The organism is Actinoplanes sp. NPDC051537, assembly GCF_055586105.1.
This window is the reverse complement of the sequence record NZ_JBVJIU010000007.1, coordinates 454,674-473,215: the sequence shown is the minus strand read 5'-3', so window position 1 is coordinate 473,215 and position 18,542 is coordinate 454,674. Positions and strand designations below refer to the sequence as shown.

The 18,542-nt window shown below is 71.9% G+C and carries 23 protein-coding genes; 11 read left to right on the top strand and 12 right to left on the bottom strand.

Features of this window, described 5'->3' with window-relative positions:
- Positions 1-2: 2 nt before the first annotated feature.
- From ACZ6TB_RS20075 to ACZ6TB_RS20060, 4 genes are all read right to left on the bottom strand, one after another.
- Complete coding sequence (locus tag ACZ6TB_RS20075; protein WP_465556023.1) at positions 3-869, bottom strand: helix-turn-helix transcriptional regulator; 867 nt, start codon at positions 867-869, stop codon at positions 3-5.
- A complete protein-coding gene (locus ACZ6TB_RS20070; protein ID WP_465556022.1) occupies positions 866-1,852 on the bottom strand; it encodes an aldo/keto reductase in 987 nt (328 codons plus the stop codon). The genes ACZ6TB_RS20075 and ACZ6TB_RS20070 overlap by 4 nt, the downstream gene beginning before the upstream one ends.
- Before the next feature lie 11 nt (positions 1,853-1,863).
- A complete protein-coding gene (locus tag ACZ6TB_RS20065) occupies positions 1,864-2,616 on the bottom strand; it encodes a carboxymuconolactone decarboxylase family protein (RefSeq protein WP_465556021.1) in 753 nt (250 codons plus the stop codon).
- A 150-nt stretch (positions 2,617-2,766) separates the two neighbouring features.
- Positions 2,767-3,342, bottom strand: a complete 576-nt coding sequence (locus ACZ6TB_RS20060; RefSeq protein ID WP_465556020.1) for an ABC transporter ATP-binding protein — start codon at positions 3,340-3,342, stop codon at positions 2,767-2,769.
- Positions 3,343-3,426: 84 nt separating this feature from the next.
- Here ACZ6TB_RS20060 and ACZ6TB_RS20055 point away from each other — a divergent pair, with 84 nt between their 5' ends.
- Both ACZ6TB_RS20055 and ACZ6TB_RS20050 read left to right on the top strand, forming a co-directional pair.
- The gene (locus tag ACZ6TB_RS20055; RefSeq protein ID WP_465556019.1) at positions 3,427-4,158 is read left to right on the top strand and encodes an ABC transporter permease; all 732 of its coding nucleotides are present in this window, start codon (positions 3,427-3,429) and stop codon (positions 4,156-4,158) included.
- A complete protein-coding gene (locus ACZ6TB_RS20050; protein WP_465556018.1) occupies positions 4,155-4,295 on the top strand; it encodes an imelysin family protein in 141 nt (46 codons plus the stop codon). Before ACZ6TB_RS20055 ends, ACZ6TB_RS20050 begins: the two co-directional genes overlap by 4 nt.
- Here the strand turns inward: ACZ6TB_RS20050 and efeU are convergent.
- Positions 4,292-5,125 carry an iron uptake transporter permease EfeU gene (efeU, locus tag ACZ6TB_RS20045; RefSeq protein WP_465556017.1) on the bottom strand — a complete coding sequence of 278 codons (834 nt, stop codon included), beginning with the start codon at positions 5,123-5,125 and terminating at the stop codon, positions 4,292-4,294. The genes ACZ6TB_RS20050 and efeU overlap by 4 nt on opposite strands.
- Before the next feature lie 160 nt (positions 5,126-5,285).
- Between efeU and ACZ6TB_RS20040 the strand changes: the two genes are divergently transcribed.
- Positions 5,286-5,930 (top strand): DedA family protein, encoded by a 645-nt coding sequence (locus ACZ6TB_RS20040; protein ID WP_465556016.1) that lies wholly within the window; start codon positions 5,286-5,288, stop codon positions 5,928-5,930.
- A gap of 2 nt (positions 5,931-5,932) precedes the next feature.
- Here the strand turns inward: ACZ6TB_RS20040 and ACZ6TB_RS20035 are convergent, their stop codons facing one another.
- Both ACZ6TB_RS20035 and ACZ6TB_RS20030 read right to left on the bottom strand, forming a co-directional pair.
- Positions 5,933-6,823, bottom strand: a complete 891-nt coding sequence (locus ACZ6TB_RS20035; RefSeq protein WP_465556015.1) for a M56 family metallopeptidase — start codon at positions 6,821-6,823, stop codon at positions 5,933-5,935.
- Complete coding sequence (locus ACZ6TB_RS20030) at positions 6,820-7,194, bottom strand: BlaI/MecI/CopY family transcriptional regulator (RefSeq protein ID WP_465556064.1); 375 nt, start codon at positions 7,192-7,194, stop codon at positions 6,820-6,822. The genes ACZ6TB_RS20035 and ACZ6TB_RS20030 overlap by 4 nt, the downstream gene beginning before the upstream one ends.
- A gap of 134 nt (positions 7,195-7,328) precedes the next feature.
- Here ACZ6TB_RS20030 and ACZ6TB_RS20025 point away from each other — a divergent pair, with 134 nt between their 5' ends.
- The 5 genes from ACZ6TB_RS20025 to ACZ6TB_RS20005 all read left to right on the top strand — a co-directional run bounded on the left by ACZ6TB_RS20025 (position 7,329) and on the right by ACZ6TB_RS20005 (position 13,016).
- The gene (locus ACZ6TB_RS20025) at positions 7,329-8,030 is read left to right on the top strand and encodes an ABC transporter ATP-binding protein (RefSeq protein WP_465556014.1); all 702 of its coding nucleotides are present in this window, start codon (positions 7,329-7,331) and stop codon (positions 8,028-8,030) included.
- Positions 8,030-9,838, top strand: coding sequence for an ABC transporter permease (locus ACZ6TB_RS20020; protein ID WP_465556013.1), 1,809 nt, complete (start codon positions 8,030-8,032; stop codon positions 9,836-9,838). Before ACZ6TB_RS20025 ends, ACZ6TB_RS20020 begins: the two co-directional genes overlap by 1 nt.
- A gap of 121 nt (positions 9,839-9,959) precedes the next feature.
- The gene (locus ACZ6TB_RS20015) at positions 9,960-11,003 is read left to right on the top strand and encodes a glucose 1-dehydrogenase (RefSeq protein WP_465556012.1); all 1,044 of its coding nucleotides are present in this window, start codon (positions 9,960-9,962) and stop codon (positions 11,001-11,003) included.
- Positions 11,000-11,653 carry a MarC family protein gene (locus ACZ6TB_RS20010; protein WP_465556011.1) on the top strand — a complete coding sequence of 218 codons (654 nt, stop codon included), beginning with the start codon at positions 11,000-11,002 and terminating at the stop codon, positions 11,651-11,653. Before ACZ6TB_RS20015 ends, ACZ6TB_RS20010 begins: the two co-directional genes overlap by 4 nt.
- Positions 11,654-11,684: 31 nt before the next feature.
- Positions 11,685-13,016, top strand: coding sequence for a ferredoxin reductase family protein (locus ACZ6TB_RS20005; protein ID WP_465556010.1), 1,332 nt, complete (start codon positions 11,685-11,687; stop codon positions 13,014-13,016).
- Positions 13,017-13,142: 126 nt separating this feature from the next.
- Here the strand turns inward: ACZ6TB_RS20005 and crcB are convergent, their stop codons facing one another.
- The 3 genes from crcB to ACZ6TB_RS19990 are packed head-to-tail and all read right to left on the bottom strand — an operon-like array spanning position 13,143 to position 14,340.
- Positions 13,143-13,511 (bottom strand): fluoride efflux transporter CrcB, encoded by a 369-nt coding sequence (gene crcB / locus ACZ6TB_RS20000; protein ID WP_465556009.1) that lies wholly within the window; start codon positions 13,509-13,511, stop codon positions 13,143-13,145.
- A complete protein-coding gene (locus ACZ6TB_RS19995) occupies positions 13,508-13,858 on the bottom strand; it encodes a DUF190 domain-containing protein (protein ID WP_465556008.1) in 351 nt (116 codons plus the stop codon). Before ACZ6TB_RS19995 ends, crcB begins: the two co-directional genes overlap by 4 nt.
- Positions 13,855-14,340: a FluC/FEX family fluoride channel gene (locus tag ACZ6TB_RS19990; protein WP_465556007.1), complete on the bottom strand. Its 486-nt coding sequence runs from the start codon at positions 14,338-14,340 to the stop codon at positions 13,855-13,857. The genes ACZ6TB_RS19995 and ACZ6TB_RS19990 overlap by 4 nt, the downstream gene beginning before the upstream one ends.
- 172 nt (positions 14,341-14,512) lie before the next feature.
- Between ACZ6TB_RS19990 and ACZ6TB_RS19985 the strand changes: the two genes are divergently transcribed.
- Positions 14,513-14,863: a DUF190 domain-containing protein gene (locus tag ACZ6TB_RS19985; RefSeq protein WP_465556006.1), complete on the top strand. Its 351-nt coding sequence runs from the start codon at positions 14,513-14,515 to the stop codon at positions 14,861-14,863.
- Positions 14,864-14,880: 17 nt separating this feature from the next.
- Here the strand turns inward: ACZ6TB_RS19985 and ACZ6TB_RS19980 are convergent, their stop codons facing one another.
- Positions 14,881-16,686, bottom strand: a complete 1,806-nt coding sequence (locus ACZ6TB_RS19980; protein WP_465556005.1) for an RICIN domain-containing protein — start codon at positions 16,684-16,686, stop codon at positions 14,881-14,883.
- A gap of 99 nt (positions 16,687-16,785) precedes the next feature.
- The gene (locus ACZ6TB_RS19975) at positions 16,786-17,799 is read right to left on the bottom strand and encodes a LacI family DNA-binding transcriptional regulator (RefSeq protein WP_465556004.1); all 1,014 of its coding nucleotides are present in this window, start codon (positions 17,797-17,799) and stop codon (positions 16,786-16,788) included.
- Positions 17,800-18,034: 235 nt separating this feature from the next.
- On the opposite strand from ACZ6TB_RS19975, the gene ACZ6TB_RS19970 reads away from it, so the two are divergent.
- Together ACZ6TB_RS19970 and ACZ6TB_RS19965 are read left to right on the top strand one after the other, a co-directional pair.
- The gene (locus tag ACZ6TB_RS19970) at positions 18,035-18,223 is read left to right on the top strand and encodes a hypothetical protein (protein WP_465556003.1); all 189 of its coding nucleotides are present in this window, start codon (positions 18,035-18,037) and stop codon (positions 18,221-18,223) included.
- The gene (locus tag ACZ6TB_RS19965; RefSeq protein WP_465556002.1) at positions 18,220-18,525 is read left to right on the top strand and encodes a hypothetical protein; all 306 of its coding nucleotides are present in this window, start codon (positions 18,220-18,222) and stop codon (positions 18,523-18,525) included. The genes ACZ6TB_RS19970 and ACZ6TB_RS19965 overlap by 4 nt, the downstream gene beginning before the upstream one ends.
- The last annotated feature ends 17 nt before the right edge of the window (positions 18,526-18,542 follow it).

Below are 18,542 nucleotides of genomic sequence, written 5' to 3'. Positions count from 1 at the left end.
CGCTACCGGACTGTCGTGGCGGCCCAGCTGGCGATCAGGTTGAGGGCGTCCTGGTCGGGCGAGCCGGCCGCGGCGCTGTAGGCGTTCAGGCGCAGGCCTTGATCGGCGGTGAGATCCATCGACTCGTACGTGAGGGTGAGGTCGCCGACCAGGGGATGGCGCAGGCGTTTGGTTCCCGAGCGGTGCAGCCGTACGTCGTGCGCCGCCCACCACGTCCGGAACCGGTCGCTGCGGGTGGACAGCTCGCCGATCAGGTCGGTGAGGTCCTTGTCGTACGGGTCGCGGCCGGCCTCGCCGCGCAGCAGGGCGACGACATCCTCGGCCAGCCGTTCCCAGTCGCGGTAGAAGTCCTGGGCGGCGGGGTCGAGGAAGATGAACCGGGCGAGGTTGGGCCGGCCGGCGGTGGTGCGGAAGACCGGTGCGAAGACCGCACGGGCCAGATGGTTGGCGCCGAGGATGTCGAGGCGGCCGTTGCGGACGTAGGCCGGCGTGCCGGTCATGGCGTCGAGCAGCTGCTGGACGGCCGGTCGGACGTCGGCGGTGGTACGGCGCCGGGCGGCGCGCGCCCGGGGCCCGGTGTTGGCCTGGCGGGCGAGGTCGTACAGGTGGTCGCGTTCGGCCTCGTTGAGTTGCAGGGCCCGGACCAGGGCGTCGAGGACGCTGTCCGAGACGCCGGAGAGGTTGCCGCGTTCCAGCCGGGTGTAGTAGTCGACGCTGACCCCGGCGAGCATGGCGGCTTCCTCCCGGCGCAGCCCCGGCACCCGCCGGCTGGTGCCGTAGGCGGGCAGCCCGGCCTGCGCGGGGGTGATCCGCGCGCGGCGGGTGGTGAGGAAGTCGCGGGTCTCCGCGCGGTGATCGATGCCGGTCATCGGTTGGTCATGCCTTCGGCCTGCTCGGAGTAGCGGCCGCCCTGGATCTCGACCCGCGCGGTGGCGGCGTCGATCTCGGCGAGATCCTCGTCGGTCAGCGTCACGCCGGCGGCGCCGCGGTTCTCGTCCAGGCGTTCCAGGCGGCGGGTGCCGGGGATCGGGACGATCCACGGTTTCTGCGCCAGCAGCCAGGCCAGCGCGATCTGCGCGAGGGTGGCGTTCTTGCGTGCGGCGATGGCGCCGAGCAGGCCGACCAGTTCCCGGTTGCTCTCGCGGGCGCCGGCCTGGAAGCGGGGGATCGTGGTGCGGATGTCGCCCGGCGTGAAGGCGGTCTCGGTGGTGATCGTGCCGGTGAGGAAGCCCTTGCCGAGCGGGCTGTACGGGACCAGGCCGATGCCGAGCTCCTCGCACATCGGGATGATCTCCGCCTCGGGGCGCTTCCACCACAGCGAGTACTCGTTCTGCACCGCGGTGACCGGCTGCACGGCGTGGGCGCGGCGCACGGTCGCGGCGGCGGCCTCGGACATGCCGAAGTGCTTGACCTTGCCCGCCTCGATCAGCTCCTTGACCGCGCCGGCGACGTCCTCGATGGGCACGTCCGGGTTGACGCGGTGCTGATAGAACAGGTCGATGTGGTCGGTCCGCAGCCGCTTCAGCGACGCGTCGGCGACCTGCTTGATGTGCTCCGGGCGACTCGACAGGCCGGTCTGCTTGCCATCGGCGTCGAACGCGAAACCGAACTTCGTGGCGATGACGATCTGATCGCGTACGGGATGAAGGGCTTCTCCCACGAGTTGCTCATTGACGAACGGCCCGTAGACCTCGGCGGTGTCGAAGAAGGTGACGCCGCGCTCGACCGCCGTCCGCAGCAGGGCGATGTTGGCGTCCCGGTCGGGCCCGGGACCGTAGCTCTGGCTCATGCCCATCGCGCCGAAGCCGATGGCCGAGACCTCGAGGCCGGCGCCGAGGGTGCGCTTCTGCATGTCAGCTCCTCCTACAGGGTGATCTCGTCGAGGGCGCGCAACGCATTGAGCGTGCGCGGATAGCCGACGAACGGCAGCAGTTGAGTGATCACGGCGAGCATGGTGGCCCGGTCGTTGCCGACGTTGAGGTTCGCGCGGACGTGACCCTTGACCTGAGGGTCGGCGCCGCCGAGGGAGATCAGCATGGCGAGGGTCAGCAGCTCACGCGTGCGGATGTCGATACCGTCGCGAGTGTAGTGATCTCCGAAGCAGTTGGCCGACAGTAGGCGTTGGATGTGTTGCTCGTCGTCGGGCGCGTTCGCGTACATGGCCTCGACCGCGGCGGCGCCGACGATCTGCTTCTGTACGGCGAGGCCCTTCTCGGCACGCGTCGAAGGGGTGGTGGTCGACCGGCCGGGCAGCGGAAGCTCGACGCCACGCTCGGCGAGGACCTCGTTGGTGGCGTGCAGGAAGTCGAGGACCTTGCCCATGCCGGCGTACGGGACCGCCTGGTAGACGATCTCCTTGACCTCCACCGGCGTGACGCCGGCGGTCAGCGCCGCACCGAGCATGACCCGGTATTCGCGCAGCGCCTGCCCGGCGATCAGGGCGGCGAGCTGCGTCATGAGCCGGGTGCGGGGGTCGAGATCGCCGTTTCGCAGCACCTCGTCGAAGGCGAAGTTGTCGAAGTACTCGATCAGCTCCGGATCGGTGTCGGCGAGCGTCGAGACGTGTCCGGGGAACAGGTCGTCGTGGTTCTTGCGGGCCGTCTCGCTGATGGCCATGGCCGCACCTCATCTCTGTCCACCGCCACGCTAGGCCCGGGCAAGGCATGACTGACAGGTTCTGGCATTACCTGCTTGGCGGTCCATGACCCGCCGTCAGCCGGATGATGCGATCGCACGTCCCGGCGACCTGCTCGCTGCCGGTCGCGATCAGCACCGCGACCCCTCGCCCGGGCCTGCGCACGCAGCAAGACCAGCAGCGCCGGCCGCCTCGAGCTGCGCGGTCGGCTCGTCCGCGACCAGCAGCGGCGGGTCGTTGGCCAGCGCCACCGCGAGCGCGGCGCGGGATCGCTCGCCCGGCGCGAGCTGAAGCGGGAACGCGTCCCCGCGGCCCGCCAGGCCGACCGCCGCGAGCCGGCCCGCCAGGCCGCGGTATCCGCGGCGCCCGGCCAGGTGACGGGCGAAGACGATGTTCTGGGCGACGGTCAGGTGCTCCAGCAGGTTGCCGTAGGCGTACAGCACCCCGATGTGCTCGGCCCGCAGGCGCGCCCGCTCGGCCTCGGGGCGCCGGTTGAGCTGACGACCGGCGACGTGCACGAAGCCGCTGTCCGGCTCGTCCAGGCCGGTGAGCAGCGCCAGCAGCGAGGTCTTTCCCGAGCCGACCGGCCCCAGCACGGCGACGCTCTCGCCGCCGTGCATGGTCAGCGAGATTCCGTCCAGCGCGAACGGGTCGAAGCGCCGGCAGAGCCGGTGGGCGGTCAGGACCGCCGTGATGCGCTGGTTCACGAGCGGCAACCTACGATCGGCCACCTTAAGATTCGGTGAAAGCGACGCACGAAGCGGGAGTGGTCGAGGTTGGCCCAGGCAGCGGTGGCGACCGGTCCCGTGCTGGCCGTCGTCCTGACAGCGCTGGCCCTGGTCGCCGTGGCCGCCGCGTTGATCGGCCGGCTCGGGGTGAGCCGGGCCGTCGTGACCGCGTCGATCCGGGCGGTCGTCCAGCTCGCCGCGGTGTCGCTGCTCATCGCGGCCGTCCTGCGATCCTGGTGGGCGACCGCGGGCTTCATCACGCTGATGCTGCTGGTGGCCTCGGCCACCAGCGCCCGCCGCATCGGATCGTGGCGGCTGGTCCGCTTCACGCTCCTGCCGATCGCCGGCGGGGCCGTCCCCGCCGGGGTCCTGATCGTCGCCGCCGGCACCGTGCCGCTGACCGAGGTGGCGGTCCTGCCGATCGCCGGGATCCTGATCGGCGGCGCGATGACCGCCACCTCGCTCTCCGGCCGGCGCGCGCTCGACGAGCTGCGCAACCGCTACGGCGAGTACGAGGCCGCCCTCGCGCTCGGCTTCCTCCCGCGCGACGCGGCGCTCGAGGTGTGCCGGCCGACCGCCGGTCAGGCCCTGGTGCCCGCGCTCGACCAGACCCGCACGGTCGGGCTGGTCACGCTGCCCGGCGCGTTCGTCGGGGTGCTGCTCGGCGGCGGCTCCGCGGTGCAGGCCGGCGCGACCCAGTTGCTCGTGCTGGTGGCGTTGCTGGCGGTCGAGGCGATCGCCGTCGCCGCGACCGTCGAGCTGGTCGCGGACGGCCTGCTGCGGCGCCCGGTTTGACGCCGAAGACCAAGGAGTTCGCCGACGCGGTGAAGGCCGGCGACGTCGCCCGGGCCGAGGCGCTGTATCCGGTCGCGCGTACCTACTGGGAGCGGCTCGAGCCGGTCAGCAAGGTGGCCGGGGTGGTCGCGCGCTAGGCGGCGGCCGGGACGCGCTTCGGGGCCGGGCGGAAGAACAAGAACAGGACGATTGCGGCGTACGCGATCCAGGCCCCGACCTCGAGAACGGTCGCCGTCGGGGTGGCATTGACCGTGGCCGCCAGCAACGTTCCGTACCAGGAGGTGGGGTCGATCAGGTGCGACACGTCGTACGCGACGGTCGTGGAGCCGGGCAGCAGGCCGGCGACCTGGAAGCCGTGCACCGCGTACTTGATGATGCCGGCGGCGACCAGGACGAGGAGGGCGCCGGTCCAGGTGAACAGCCGGCCGAGGTTGACCCGGGCGACGGCGGCGTACATCAGCCAGCCGAGCAGCACTGCCGAGGCGACGCCGGCGACCATGCCGAGCAGCGGGGCGACGGTCTCGCTGGCGGCCTGGGCGGCGGCGAAGACGAGCAGCACCATCTCGACGCCCTCGCGGATCACGGCGACGAAGGCGAGCGCGGCGACGGCGGCCTTGCCGAGGCCGAGCGCGGTCGTCAGCTTGCCGGTCATCTCGGACTTGATGGTGCGGGCGCTGCGCCGCATCCAGAAGATCATCCAGGTGACCATCGAGACGGCGATCAGCGAGGAGATGGCTTCGAACAATTCCAGCCGTACGCCGGAGAGCAGCGACGTGGCCACGTAGGTGAGCACCACGCCGAGTGCGGCGGCGCAGACCACGGCGGCGGCGACGCCCGACCAGAGCGGCAGCAGGCCGTCCCGGCGGTTGGCCCGGGCCAGGACCGTGACGAGGATCGAGACGACCAGCGCCGCTTCGAGGCCGTCGCGAAGCCCGATGAGATAGCTGGCGAAGAACGCGCCGCCCACGTGGTGCTCCCGAAGTTAGATGAGCCTTACCTGATGTGGGTAAGCTCCTACACGTTGTAGGAGCCTGTCAAGTCTCGTTCTCCTACAACATGTAGGTTTGGGTCGCAGCCCGGCGGGCATGAGCCAGTGCACCGGGGCGATGGAGAGGAACACCGATTCGATGACGTCAGCGCTGGGCCCGTCGTTCCTTGACCCGGAATGGCTGATCTCGACCTTCGGCCTGATCGGGATCCTGGCCATCGTCTTCGCCGAGTCCGGGCTGCTGATCGGCTTCTTCCTGCCCGGCGACTCGCTGCTGTTCACCGCCGGGCTGCTCATCGCCGGCGGCACCTATCTGCATGTGCCGCTGTGGCTGATGTGCCTGCTGGTGTCGGCCGCCGCTGTGCTCGGCGACCAGTTCGGCTACCTGTTCGGCCGCCGGTTCGGCCCGGCCCTGTTCCGGCGTCCCGACTCGCGCCTGTTCAAGCAGGAGAACCTGACCCGGGCGCGCGAGTTCTTCGCCAGGTACGGCGCCCGCTCGATCGTGCTGGCCCGGTTCGTCCCGATCGTGCGCACCTTCACGCCGATCGTCGCCGGCGCCAGCCACATGCACTACCGGACGTTCCTGATCTACAACCTGATCGGCGGCACGCTCTGGGGCTGCGGCGTGACGATCCTCGGCTACTTCCTCGGCCAGGTCGCCTTCGTGAAGTCGAACATCGAGTTCATCCTGGTCGGCATCGTCGTGCTGTCGGTGGTCCCGATCGGCATCGAGCTGCTGCGCAGCCGCCGACGTGCGCGCACGAGTGGATCAGAGCCGCGCTGACGTCACAGCCACGCCCGGGCCAGGTCGACGAACGCCTCGGTGGCCGCGCCCGCGACGGCCACGATGACCAGGCCGAGCAGCGCCGGGCCGGTCAGCCGCCGCAGCAGCGGGGCGGGGGAGGGCTGCGACAGCGCCCGCACGCGCTGCACGGCCGCGCCGCCGTTGATGCCCAGCACGGGGCCCGCGCCGGCGCCGGAGGTCGCGAGCGCGGCGCGCGCCACCGCCTGGGCGGTCAACCCGCGGTCGCCGACGTCGTCGGCGGCGGTCTCGTCGGCCCAGCGCTCGACCAGGAACGCGACGGCCCGGCGGGCCGGGATCAGCAACGGGTTCATCGCGGCCGCCGCGCCGGCGATCGCGGTGAGGCGGTGATGGCGGTGGGTGAGGTGCGCCCGCTCGTGCGCGAGCACGACCTCGCGCTCGCCGGCGTCCAGCAGCCGGAGGATGCCGGTGGTGATCAGCAGGCGGCCGTGCGTGCGTGCCGTGCCCGGGACCGCGACCGCCATCGGCGTCGACCAGTCGGCGATGACGAGCTCCTGCCCGGGGTCGCCGATGGCCCGGAGCCGGCGGTTGGTGGTGATCCGGCGTCGCACGTCGGCCGCGAGCCGGACCCCGCCGGCCACCAGCAGCAGGCCGGCGACCAGGGCGATCGGCCCGGGGACCGGCTCGGGCAGCTCGATCGCCGGATGGTCGTCGAGTGCGGACAGCGGCGGCACGTCGTCGAGCATGGTCAGCGCCAGCATGAGCAGCGACCAGGTCGAGGCGAGCGCGGCGACGGCCGCGGTGAGCGTCAGCGCCCACGCCGCCGGTCCGGGGGCGCCGCGGGCGGCGATGCGCCGCGCCACCAGGGCCAGCGGCAGCGCCAGCAGCAGCGGCAGGTAGACGGTGATGGTCATGAGTCGAGCCGCGGCTCATTGCCGGCCAGCAGTTGCCGCAACACCGCGGCGTCGGAGTCGTCGAGGGACGCGGCGAACAGTTGCAGCACGGCGTGCCGGTCGGGACGGTCGGCGAGGGCGGCCTGCATCTGCGATGCGGCGGCCGACGCCGCGTCCCGGGCCGGCCAGTAGGCGTGCCCGCGCCCGGCGCGATGCCGCTCGACGGACTTCTTGTCGTGCAGCCGGAACAGGATGGTCTGCACCGTGTTGTAGGCGAGATCGCTGCCCAGGGCCTGCTGCACCTCGGTCGTCGTCATCGGGGCGTCGGCCGCCCACAGCACGCCCATGACCGCGGCCTCCAGGCCGCCCGGCGGCCGCCGGCTGTCTCTCATCGTCACCGTCGCAGACCTCCGCCGCCAGCGTATCCCGGACGCGCGCCGCGGCTCGGGTTCGACTCAGGGATGACCCTGATTGACGGCCCTGTGCGTCTAACGGTTATCTGTAGCTAACGGTTAGGGGGAGATTCATGAGTGACTACGTTCTGAGCGCCCGCGGTCTGCGCAAGGAGTTCGGCAAGGGCGACGGCCGCGTGCTCGCGGTCGACGATGTCGACCTCGACGTGTCCGCGGGGGAGACCGTGGCCGTGATGGGCCCGAGCGGCTGCGGCAAGTCGACACTGCTGCACCTGCTCGGCGGCCTGATGCGGGCGACGTCCGGCGAGATCGAGCTGGCCGGGCGACGCGTCGACCGGATGAGCGAACGCGCGCTCGCCCGGCTGCGCCGCGACCGGCTCGGGTTCGTCTTCCAGGCGTTCCACCTGATGCCCGAGCTGACCGCCGCGGAGAACGTCGAGCTGCCGGCGCTGCTGGCCGGCCGCGCGCCGCGAGCGGCCCGCACGGCGGCCCTCGACCTGCTCGACCGGGTCGGGCTGGCCGATCGCGCCCGGCACCTGCCGACGGCGTTGTCCGGCGGCCAGCGTCAACGTGTCGCGATCGCCCGGGCCATGATCACCCAGCCGCTCGTCCTGCTCGCCGACGAGCCGACCGGCAACCTCGACAGCGCCGCCACCGCGGACGTGCTGCGCCTGTTCACCCGGCTGCACGACGACGGGCAGACGCTGGTGGTCGTCACCCACGACGCGCGGATCGCGGCCACCGCGAGCCGGGTCATCGCGATGCGGGACGGCGCCCTGGTCGACCAGACCGTGCTCGCCGAGGCCGGTGTCTGATGGGCCGCACGCTGCTCGTCCTGCGGCTCGCCCGGCGGGACCTGCGCCGCCGGCCGGTCGAGGCGATCCTCGCGCTGCTGGTCATGGCCGTCGCGACCACCACCCTCACGATCGGGCTCGCCCTGCACGGCGTCACCGACCATCCTTACGAGCAGACCCGGGCGGCGACGGCCGGACCCGACGCGATCGCCGGATTCGTGCGCGACGACGGCGCGCCCCTCGACCCCGCCGCCGTCGGCGCCCTCACCGGGCTGCCCGGGGTGACCGGCCACAGCGGACCCTTCCCGCTGATCCACACCACGCTGGCGCTCGGCGGCCGTACCGCCACCGTGCAGGCGTTGGGCCGCAGCGCCGCGACCGACGCGGTGGACCGGCCCCGCCTGACCGCCGGCAGCTGGGTCGCCGACGGCTCGGTCGTCCTCGAACGCGGCTTCGCCGACGCGCTCGGCGCGAAGGTCGGCGACCGGATCATGCTCGGCGGCCGGTCCTTCCGGGTCGGCGGCACCGCCGTGAGCGCCGCCCTGCCGTCCTACCCGAGCAGCCTGTGCCACCTGCTCTGCTTCGCCGGCGTCGCACCGGGCCCGAACGCCTTCGACATCGGCCTGCTCTGGCTGACCCCCACTGACCTCGCCGCCGTCCCGGACCGGACCACGCCCACCGTGCTCTACCTGGTCGACCTGCGCCTGGCCGACCCGGCGTCGGCCGAGGCCTTCGCCGCCGCCCACGATGTGCGACCGGGACCGGGCGTCACCGCCCCGTTCCTGCTCACCTGGCGGCAGATCCGCGACGCCGACGCCGGCGTGACCCGATCGGCCCAGGCCGCCCTGCAGGTCGGCGCCGTCCTGCTCGCGCTGCTCGCCGTCGCCGGGCTGGCGGTGCTGGCCGGCCGGCGCACCCTCGAGCAGACCCGGCGCGTCGGCCTGCTCAAGGCCGTCGGCGGCACGCCCGGGCTGATCGCCGCCGCGCTGCTCCTCGAACACCTCGTCCTGGCCGTGCTCGCGGCGGCCGCCGGACTCGCCGCCGGCCGCCTGCTGGCCGGCCGGTTCACCGACCCCGGGGCCGGGTTGCTCGGCGCACCCGGCCCGGCCGCGCTGACCGGCGCCACCGTCGCCGTCGTCCTCGGAGCCGCCCTGCTGGTCGCCCTCACCGCGACCGTGGTGCCCACGCTGCGGGCCGCCCGCTCGGCGACGATCACCGCGCTCGACGCTCCCGCCCGGGCGCCGCGACGCAGCGGCCGGCTGATCGCCGTCTCGGCCGGCCTGCCCGTCCCGTTCCTGCTCGGGCTGCGCCTGATCGGCCGGCGCCCGGCCCGCGCCGTCCTGGCCGTGCTCAGCACCGCCGTGACCGTGACCGGGCTCGTCACGATCGCGATCAGCGCCACCGTGTCCGGCCGCGATCTGGGCGGCCTGCACAACCTGCGCACCGAACGGCTCGCCCAGGTCACCACCACCATCACCGTCATGCTGCTGGTGCTGGCCGCGGTCAACACGGTCTTCCTCACCTGGGCGACCGTCGCCGACACGCGGCACGCCTCCGCCCTGGCCCGCGCGTTCGGCGCCACCCCCGGCCAGGTCACGGCCGGCCTGTCGGCGGCGCAGATCGTGCCGGCGACCCTCGGCGCCCTGCTCGGCGCGCCGGCCGGGGTGCTGGTCTACCGGCTGGTCACCCGCACGACGCTGACCATGCCGCCGGCCGGCGCGCTGATCGCCGTCCTGGCCGGCGCCGTCCTCGCGGTCACGATCTGCACCGCCGTCCCGGCCCGCCTGGGCGCCCGCCGCCCGGTCGCCGACGTCCTGAGCACGGGATGACGACGCCAAGTTAGCCCGTCGCGGATGATGTTCGCCGGTGGACATCGCCCAACACTGCAGTGGTGATGCGAGGAGTCGTGCCCCGCGGCCCGCAGAGGCCGGGCGACGAAGGCAGCGTCTCGTGCGCGCGGTGACGGTGATCCCGGGCAAGGCGGGGTCCGCCGTGCTCGACGATGTCCCGGAGCCCGCCGCGCACCTCGGATCGGTCGTGGTCGAGGCGCTGGCCGTGGGCATCTGCGGCACCGATGCCGAGATCGTGAGCGGCGGCTACGGCTGGGCGCCGCCCGGCGAGGAACGACTCATCCTCGGCCACGAGTCCCTGGGCCGGGTGATCGACCCGGGCCCGACCGGCCTGGCGGTCGGCGACCACGTGGTGGGCATCGTGCGCCGGCCGGACCCGGCGCCCTGCCCGAACTGCGCGGTGGGCGAGTGGGACATGTGCTCCAACGGCCGCTACACCGAGCGCGGCATCAAACAGGTTCACGGCTTCATGGCCGAGCGGTGGCGGATCGAGCCGGAGTACGTGGTCCGCGTCGACAAGTCCCTGGGCGTCCTCGGCGTCCTTCTCGAGCCGACGACCGTGGTCGCCAAGGCCTGGCAGCACATCCTCGCCATCGGCCAGCGCACGTTCTGGGACCCGCAGACCGTGCTGGTTGTCGGCGCCGGCCCGATCGGGCTGCTCGCCGCGATGGCCGCGGCGCAGCTCGGCCGGGAGGTCCACGTGCTCGACCGGGTCACGTCCGGCCCCAAACCGGCGCTGGTCGAGCAGCTGGGCGCGACGTACCACACCGGCCCGATCGCGGAACTGGGCATGCGCCCGGACATCGTGATCGACTGCACGGGCGTGGTGCCGCTGATCGTCGACGCGGCGAACGTCGTGGCGCCGGGCGGCATCGTGTGCCTGACCGGAATCGGCTCGCCGGACGCCACCGCGGCCGGCGCGGCCGCGCTGCTCGCCGGGGATGCGGTGCTCAAGAACGTGGTGATCCTGGGCTCGGTGAACGCCAACCGCCGGCACTACTTCCGGGCGGCCGCGATGCTGGCCCGGGCGGACCGGTCCTGGCTCGAGCGGCTCATCACCCGCCGGGTCGCACCGGACGACATCAAGCCGGACGAGATCAAGCCGGACGACATCAAGGTCGTGATGGAGTTCGCGCAGCCATGATCGTGGACTTCGCGTCGGTCAGCGTCGCCATGGTGATCGACACCTTCCTGCTGCTGCTGATCGGGGTCGGCCCGAAGATCGCCCTCGTGCCGTTCCTCGAGGCGACCTCGGCCGTGCCGCCGGACGTCCGGAACCGCATCGTCCGAAAGATGATCACCACGGCCGCCACCGTGGCGCTCGTCCTGCTCGTCCTCGGCGGGCTGCTGACCCGGCTGCTGCATTTCTCGCCGGGAGCGCTCGGCGTGGCCGGCGGCATCGTCCTGCTCATCATCGCGGTCTCGATGGTGCTCGCCCCGCATGACCAGGGCGGCCCGAACGACACCCTGACCGGCCAGGATCCGATGCGGCTCGCCGTCTTTCCGCTGGCGGTCCCGTACCTGCTCAACCCGGCCGGGATCGTCGTGCTGGTCACGGCGTCGGCCGAGGCCGGATCGCCGGCCGTGTACGGCGTCGTGATCGCGACGCTGGCGGTGGTCATCGGCATCGACTTCGTGGTGTTCCGGTGGGCCAACCGGATCAGCGCGCATCTGGACGAGAACCGGATGCTGGTGACCGAGAAGGTCTTCGGCTTCCTGCTCGCCGCGCTCGCGGTGCAGCTGGGTCTCGACGGCCTGGCCGACCTCGGCGTCATTCACCTGCAGCCGCATTGAGCGCGACGACGGAAGGAAGGGGCGCGGCACGATGAAGAACACCCTGACCGGGCTGCTCTGGGTGCTGGTCTACCTGGTCCTCGGTCTGGCGCCGCTGGTCATCGTCGCCTCCGCCCATCCGCCGGCGGGCCGCCCGTTCCTGATCGAGCTCTCGGTCGCGCTCGGGTTCGTCGGGCTGGCGATGATGGGCCTCCAGTTCGCCCTCATCGCCCGGTTCAAGCCGGTGGCCGCGCCGTTCGGTGTCGACGCCCTGACCAAGTTCCACAAGCAGGTGTCGTACGTCGCGCTCTTCTTCATCCTCGCCCACCCGATCCTGCTGTTCATCCAGGACGGCCCGAAGTACCTGCCGCTGCTGAACGTCTTCACGGCGCCGTGGCGGGCCCGTTTCGCCGTCACCGCCACGCTGCTGCTGCTCGTCCTCATCGGCCTCTCGGTCGCCCGGCGGCGACTGCGCCTGTCGTACGAGGTGTGGCAGTGGACGCACGGCATCCTCGCCGTCGCCGTGGTGCTGCTGGCCCTCGCCCACATCCAGGGCGTCGGCTACTACACGTCGGGCACGGCCAAACGTTCGCTGTTCTACGCCCTGGCCGGCATCCTCGTGCTGATGCTGCTCTGGATCAGGATCCTGCGGCCGCTGATCCGGTTGCGGCATCCCTGGCGGATCGCCGCGATCGAGCCCCAGCGGGGCAACACCACGACGATGGTGATCGAGCCGGTCGACCATGCGGGCTTCAGTTTCCAGCCCGGCCAGTTCGGCTGGATCATCGTCGACCGCTCACCGTTCACCCGCGTGAACCACCCATTCTCGTTCTCGTCCTGCGGCGACGTCGAGCCGGGCGGCACGGTCGCCCTGACGATCAAGGCCAGCGGCGACTTCACCAGCCGGATCGCCTCGTTCCCGGTCGGCGCGAAGGTCTACGTCGACGGACCGCACGGCGTGTTCACCATGGAGACCAACCAGGCGCCGGGCTACGTCTTCATCGGTGGCGGCGTCGGCATCACCCCGCTCTACAGCATGCTGTTCACCATGCGGGAGCGGGACGACGTACGACCGGTGATCCTGTTTTATGCCAACGGCCGCTGGGCGGACGTGACCTTCCGCGAGCAGCTCGAGGAACTTCAGGGCTCGATGCCCAACCTGCGCGTGGTCCACGTGCTCGGCGAACCGCCCGACGGGTGGACCGGCGAGCGCGGCCGCATCGACGCCGGGATCCTCGAGCGGCACCTCCCGGCCCGGCAGTTCCGGCGGTTCGAGTACTTCATCTGCGGCGCCCCGGCCATGCTGGACGCGATGGAGGACCTGCTGCTGTCCGTCGGCGTCCCGGCCGGCCGGCTCAACACGGAACGCTTCGACTTCGTCTAGGTTCGATTTCGTCTGGGAGGGCCGGCCATGTTGCGACAGGCGTGGGTCCCGCGTCTCGTTCTTACCATCGGATCGCTGCTGCTCGCCGCCTGCCTGATCTTCGCGGTGGCGCGGTGAAAGGCCGGCTCAGAGCGCGAGCGCGAGGGCGACACCGCACACCGCGGCGCCGAGGCCGGCGATGATGCCGGCGACCACGTTGGCCATGGCGTAGAAGTACGAGCGATCCTCCAGCAGCCGCACCGTCTCGTAGCTGAACGTGGAGTACGTCGTCAGCGCGCCGCAGAAGCCGGTGCCGCCGAAGGCCACCACGGCCTTGGGGAGACCGTGGTGGCTCGCCGCGGCGGTGAGCAGGCCGAGGATGAACGAGCCGGCGACGTTGACGGTGAAGGTTCCCCACGGGAAGACGGTGTCGTGCCGGGCCTGGACGAAGCGGTCGGTCAGGTAGCGCGCGGGGGCGCCGAGCATCGCGCCGAGGATGACCAGCAGCGCGGTCATGCGCCACCGCCGGCGCCGGTGTAGCGGACGACCTCGACGTGTTCGAGCGTGACCAGGCCGTCGGCGATGAGCTCGTCGAGCTGCGGCAGGAAGGCGCGGATCTTGTCGTCGGCGTCGACGATGATCACGACCGCGGGCAGGTCGTCGGCGGAGTCCAGCAGGCGGTCGGTGCGCACGAACCGGCCGGCGCCGTAGCCCTCGATGCCGTGCAGGACGCTGGCGCCGGCGAGACCCTGCCGGTGGGCGCGCCGCACGATCTCCCGGAACAGCGCGGTGCGGCCGGCCCGGTCACCGTCGTTGAGGTAGATGGTCATCCGGGTGGCCGGGCCGTCGAGCGGCGGGGTCATCGGGAGCCCCGGGCCGTCGCCAGCGCGAGCCGGGTGAGGGCGATGGCCGCGGCGGTGGCCGGCAGCGCGGCGACCAGGGTGACGGCGAGGTAGAGCAGGCCGATGCCGCCGGCGCCCTCGGTGATGAGCCGGTTGATGTCGACGATGTAGGTGGAGAAGGTGGTGTAGCCGCCGAGGATCCCCACGCCCAGGAACGGCCGCAGCAGCCGTTGCCGGGTGAACACCTCGGTGACGAGGACCATCAGGACGCCGATGAGCGCGCAGCCGGAAACGTTGATCAGGAAGGTCGCCCACGGGAACCCGGCCGCCGGCGCGGGGAAGGCGAGGCCGATCGACCACCGGGCGATCGCACCGATCGCGCCGCCGGCGGCGATCGCGGCGAGGACGCTGCCCGGGGCGTGCAACAGCTCGAAGCGGTGCGTACGCATGTGCAGGTCGACGTCGGCGTCGGCGGGGAGTCGTTCCGCGGAAGCTTCGGGCATGCCTGTACTCCTACCAGTATTCGCTGGCAGGGACCGTTGGCGTCGACGCGGTTGCCCCGGCCCGGGAAGCCGGGGGCGGTGGGCCCCACCACCGCTGGGTTCGCACCAAAGAGGTTCGCACCCGGGAAAAGACTAGCCCAGGGGTGGAGACTGGACCGGAGGGAGACCCATCATGCGTACCGAAGGCCGAGCCGCTCGTCTCACCATCCTCGTCGACGAGAACGACAAGTGGCGGCACCGCAGCGTCTACGTCGAGATCGTGCACCGCGCCCGCGCCGAAGGCCTCGCCGGCGCCACCGTCCTGCGCGGCATCGAGGGGTACGCCGGCGTCTCGCAGGTGCACACCACTCACCTGTTCAGCCTCGGCGACCACCTGCCGATCCTGATCACCATCGTCGACGACCACGCCCGCATCCAGGCGTTTCTGCACACTCTCGACGACATCCTGGAGAAGGGCGTCGTGCTGCTCGACGACGTGGAGACGATCCGCTTCCACCGCGAGCCCGCCGCCGGGCACCGCTGACCGGCGGCGGGTGGCGGTCAGCGCCCGAGCAGTCGCCAGGTCTGGTTGCGGGGGCTGCTCTGGCCGGCCGGGTTGCAGGTCCACTGGTGGATCTTGGCCCGGGCCGCGGTCGAGATCGCGCTGACGTCGACACACTTGCCGCTGTGCCGGGCGACGAGCTGGTAGTCGTGCGCGTCGCTGCCGCCGTAGGTGACCTTCCGGAGGGCGAACTGCTGGTTGGCCGCCCCGCTCAGGCAGGTCCACTGCTGCACGGCGGCGCCGTCGGCGGTGGAGGCGGCGTTGACGTCGAGGCATTTGCCGCTCTGCTGGTTGACGACGGTGTACGTGTTCGCCACCCCGGCGACCGGCCGGAAGTTCCAGAGCTGCTGGTTGCCGCCTTCGCAGTAGAACTGCTGTTGCTGGTTGCCGTCGCCGGTCGCCAGGCCGGTGTTGTCCAGGCACTGCTGGCTGTGCTGCGCGACGGCCACCGATGCGAAGCTCGAGTCGGTCGGCGGCAGCAGAGTGATCGTGAAGGTGTCGTCGGCGTTGCCGTGGGCCAGGTTCACGGTGGTCGCGTTGCCGGCGAGGGTGACGACGGTGTCCGACACGGTGGTCGGTCCGGGCACCGCGCCGCCGGCGCTGTAGGGGATCAGCTGGACGCGTACGCGAACCTGGTTGTTGACGACGATGCCGGAGGTCGCGTCGACCCGGTTGAGCCGGACGGCGACGTTGCCGGTGGTGCCGCCCCCGCCGACGAGGACCTTCGCGACGCCGGTGTCCCTGGTGGCGAACGCGTCGTAGGCCGGGCTCGGCGTGGTCGAGGCGATCAGGCCGGTCTGGCCGGCGTAGAAGCGGTAGACCCACCATTCGCCCTTGGGCAGGTGCTGGCCGGCCGAGTTCCGGACGAGCAGGTTGCCGAGGTCGTTGTGCAGGCTGTCGGTGCTGGCCCAGTTGGCGCGCAGGCCGTCGGCGCCGGCGCGTTCGAGACGGCTGATGTACCACGACCCGTCGCCGGGGTTCTGCTCGCTGGACGATCCGTATTCGTTGATCTGGTACGGGCGGGGATGGGCGATGCCGCGGGCGGCGAGGGTGGTGGTGGCCGCCGCGACGTTGGCGACCGGGTCGCCGGGGAGGCTGTGCCAGCTGAAGACGTCCGGGACGACGTTGCCGGCGCGCACGTAGTCGAGGTACTGACTCCACCAGGTGCCGCTGCCCGTGGTGGGGACGCCGGCGAAGCTGGGGCCGACGATCAGCGTGCCGGGCAGGCCGGCGCGCAGACGCTGATACGTACGTCGCCAAAGTTCGAAGTATTGGCTCTGCGGGCGGTTCCAGAACAGACCGATGTTGGGCTCGTTCCAGATGTCCCACTGCACGGGTACGCCGGTCGCGCGCACGTCGGAGATCAGGCGGGTGAGGAAGTTGTCGTAGTCGGTCCAGTCGCCGTTGTCGCCCGGAAAGCGGGTGATCGGGTAGCCGTCGGCGCCCCACAGATCGTGCGCCAGCAGGACGAAGCTGCCGCCGAGCGCCCGGGTGCGGACCAGCTGCGCGCGGGTGGCGTTCCAGCGGCGGTCGTATCGGCCGGAGACCCAGCCGCCGGGCTGGTCGAGCTGGGCGCCGCCGGCGCGCATGGCCCGGAACTTGACGTCGGTGTAGAAATGGTCGGCCGGGCCGGAGGCGTCCTCGGTCATGCCGTAGATCCAGCCGGAAGCGCGGTAGGTGGGCGTGCCGCCGGCGATCGAGAAGTCGACGCTGATGCTTTCGTCGGCGGCGCGCGCGGGGGTCGCGAAGCCGAGCAGTAGCGTGCCGCCGATCAGGGCAGCGGCGAGGCGATGCCGTAGGGACATGGGTTCTCCTGTTCGGGTGGGGCCCGGGGGGAGCCGGAGAACGGCAGGGGACATCGCGGGGCGAGCCGCGCGGCTCGTCCCGGGAACTCGGGGTGCGATCTAGCGGCCCGGTACCGGGCCGGTGCTGGCGCGTAGCGAGATCGGCGGCGTGAGCAGCAGGTGCCGGACCGGTGACTCGGGCGCCGCGATGCGTTCCAGCAACAGCTCGACGGCGCTGGTGCCCATCTCCAGGGTCGGCACGTCGGCCGCGGTCAGCTGCGGGCGGAAGTCCTCCGCCCAGTGCCGGGCCGCGACCCCGGCGATCGAGAAGTCCCGGGGCACGGACACCCCGCCGCGTTCGAGAGCGCGCTGGATGCCGGGCAGTGCCGCCTCGTTCACGGTCACCGCGGCGGTGATCTCGGGATGGCTCTCGCGGAGCCGCTCGATGCAGGTCTCCCCGGCGGCGGCGTCGTCGGAGCAGGTCAGGGCGACGCTGGTGAGGCGGCGCTGGGTGACGGCCTCGGCGAACCCCTGCAGGGCGCGGTGGGCGGGGCCGTAGCCGGCCGCGACGAGCTCCGCCGACCGGTTGATCAGGGCGACATCGCGGTGCCCGAGGTCGGCCAGGTGATGCACGCAGCGGGCGATGAGGGCGCCGTAGTCGACATCGACCCAGCAGGTGCCGTGCGGGTTGGCGGTGTGCCCGATGGTGACGAACGGCAGGCCGGTCCGCTGCAGCCGGGCGACGCGCTCGTCCTCGAGCCGGATCTCCATCAGGATGACCCCGTCCACGCGCCGGCCGGCGACGATCCGTTCGAAGGACCGGTCGTGGTCGCCGCCGGACGGTGACAGCAGCACGTCCAGGTCGGCGCGGGCGGCCGCCTCGACGACGCTGGCGACGAAGCCGAGCTGCATGTCGGTCAGTCGCTGGCTGGCCGGGGGAATGACCAGGCCGAGGGTGCGGGTGCGGCCCTCCTTGAGCGCCCGGGCGGCGGCGTTGGGCCGGTAGCCGAGCTCGTCGATCACCGCCTGGATCCGCTGCCTGGTGCGCTCGGTCACCGGCCGTTTGCCGGTCAGGGCGTAGGAGACGGTGCTGCGCGACACCCCGGCCCGGCGGGCGATCTCGCCGATGTTCATCTGGGTCTCCTCCCGCCCGCGCCCATCATGACGCAACCGCCTCCGGGATTGATCAGTCACCTCGGCACGGCGTCGAATCGGTTCGCCACACCGTAAAAGTCATCGTCATCGATGTCAATACCACCCCGGGCATCCTGGTTTCCATCTTGACCCTCGCGCGGGCGGGGTTCTACTGTTCCGTCGAATCGAGTCGTCGAATCGATTCGCAAACCCCGCAGCGAAGGGGACCAAGCCCATGCCAACTTCTCGCCGACAGCGGGCGGCGGCATTCATGCTGGCCGCGGCCGTCGCCGTCGGTGGCGACAACCTGCTGGCCACCGACACCACACTGTCCTACCTCGCACCCACCGACGCCGTACAGCGGCAGCAGGTCGCCGCGAACCCCGAGCTCAAGGTGTGGGTCGACGCGGCCGCCGGCACGTGAGAGCGGTCAAGACCGCCGGCATCCCGGTGGACGGCAGTCTGGAGGCGCTCACCCTCGTTCTCGCCGCCCCCCGCCGGGTACTCCCTGGCGAAGCTGCGGCCGCGCGGGGACAGGCACTGAGCTTCGTTCTGCTGATCGCCCCGATGATTCCGGGCATCTACCACTACATCGGCACCAACAACCAGCAATGGAACGCCATCATGGCCACCGCCGTGATCGCCTCCATCCCGGCCGCGATCCTGCTGATCATCGCGCAGCGGTACGTCGCGGCCGGGGTCACCGCCGGCGCGGTCAAGGACTGACCCGTTCCTCGAGGAAG

Coding starts and splice junctions, on each gene's coding strand:
- ACZ6TB_RS19990 (WP_465556007.1), bottom strand. CDS start 14,340: ATGCCCGAAGCTTCCGCGGAACGACTCCCCGCCGACGCCGACGTCGAC.
- ACZ6TB_RS20070 (WP_465556022.1), bottom strand. CDS start 1,852: ATGCAGAAGCGCACCCTCGGCGCCGGCCTCGAGGTCTCGGCCATCGGC.
- ACZ6TB_RS20075 (WP_465556023.1), bottom strand. CDS start 869: ATGACCGGCATCGATCACCGCGCGGAGACCCGCGACTTCCTCACCACC.
- ACZ6TB_RS20030 (WP_465556064.1), bottom strand. CDS start 7,194: ATGAGAGACAGCCGGCGGCCGCCGGGCGGCCTGGAGGCCGCGGTCATG.
- ACZ6TB_RS19975 (WP_465556004.1), bottom strand. CDS start 17,799: ATGAACATCGGCGAGATCGCCCGCCGGGCCGGGGTGTCGCGCAGCACC.
- ACZ6TB_RS20005 (WP_465556010.1), top strand. CDS start 11,685: ATGAAGAACACCCTGACCGGGCTGCTCTGGGTGCTGGTCTACCTGGTC.
- ACZ6TB_RS20020 (WP_465556013.1), top strand. CDS start 8,030: ATGGGCCGCACGCTGCTCGTCCTGCGGCTCGCCCGGCGGGACCTGCGC.
- ACZ6TB_RS19995 (WP_465556008.1), bottom strand. CDS start 13,858: ATGACCCCGCCGCTCGACGGCCCGGCCACCCGGATGACCATCTACCTC.
- ACZ6TB_RS20065 (WP_465556021.1), bottom strand. CDS start 2,616: ATGGCCATCAGCGAGACGGCCCGCAAGAACCACGACGACCTGTTCCCC.
- ACZ6TB_RS20040 (WP_465556016.1), top strand. CDS start 5,286: ATGACGTCAGCGCTGGGCCCGTCGTTCCTTGACCCGGAATGGCTGATC.
- ACZ6TB_RS20010 (WP_465556011.1), top strand. CDS start 11,000: ATGATCGTGGACTTCGCGTCGGTCAGCGTCGCCATGGTGATCGACACC.
- ACZ6TB_RS19980 (WP_465556005.1), bottom strand. CDS start 16,686: ATGTCCCTACGGCATCGCCTCGCCGCTGCCCTGATCGGCGGCACGCTA.
- ACZ6TB_RS19970 (WP_465556003.1), top strand. CDS start 18,035: ATGCCAACTTCTCGCCGACAGCGGGCGGCGGCATTCATGCTGGCCGCG.
- ACZ6TB_RS20025 (WP_465556014.1), top strand. CDS start 7,329: ATGAGTGACTACGTTCTGAGCGCCCGCGGTCTGCGCAAGGAGTTCGGC.
- ACZ6TB_RS20035 (WP_465556015.1), bottom strand. CDS start 6,823: ATGACCATCACCGTCTACCTGCCGCTGCTGCTGGCGCTGCCGCTGGCC.
- crcB (WP_465556009.1), bottom strand. CDS start 13,511: ATGACCGCGCTGCTGGTCATCCTCGGCGCGATGCTCGGCGCCCCCGCG.
- ACZ6TB_RS19985 (WP_465556006.1), top strand. CDS start 14,513: ATGCGTACCGAAGGCCGAGCCGCTCGTCTCACCATCCTCGTCGACGAG.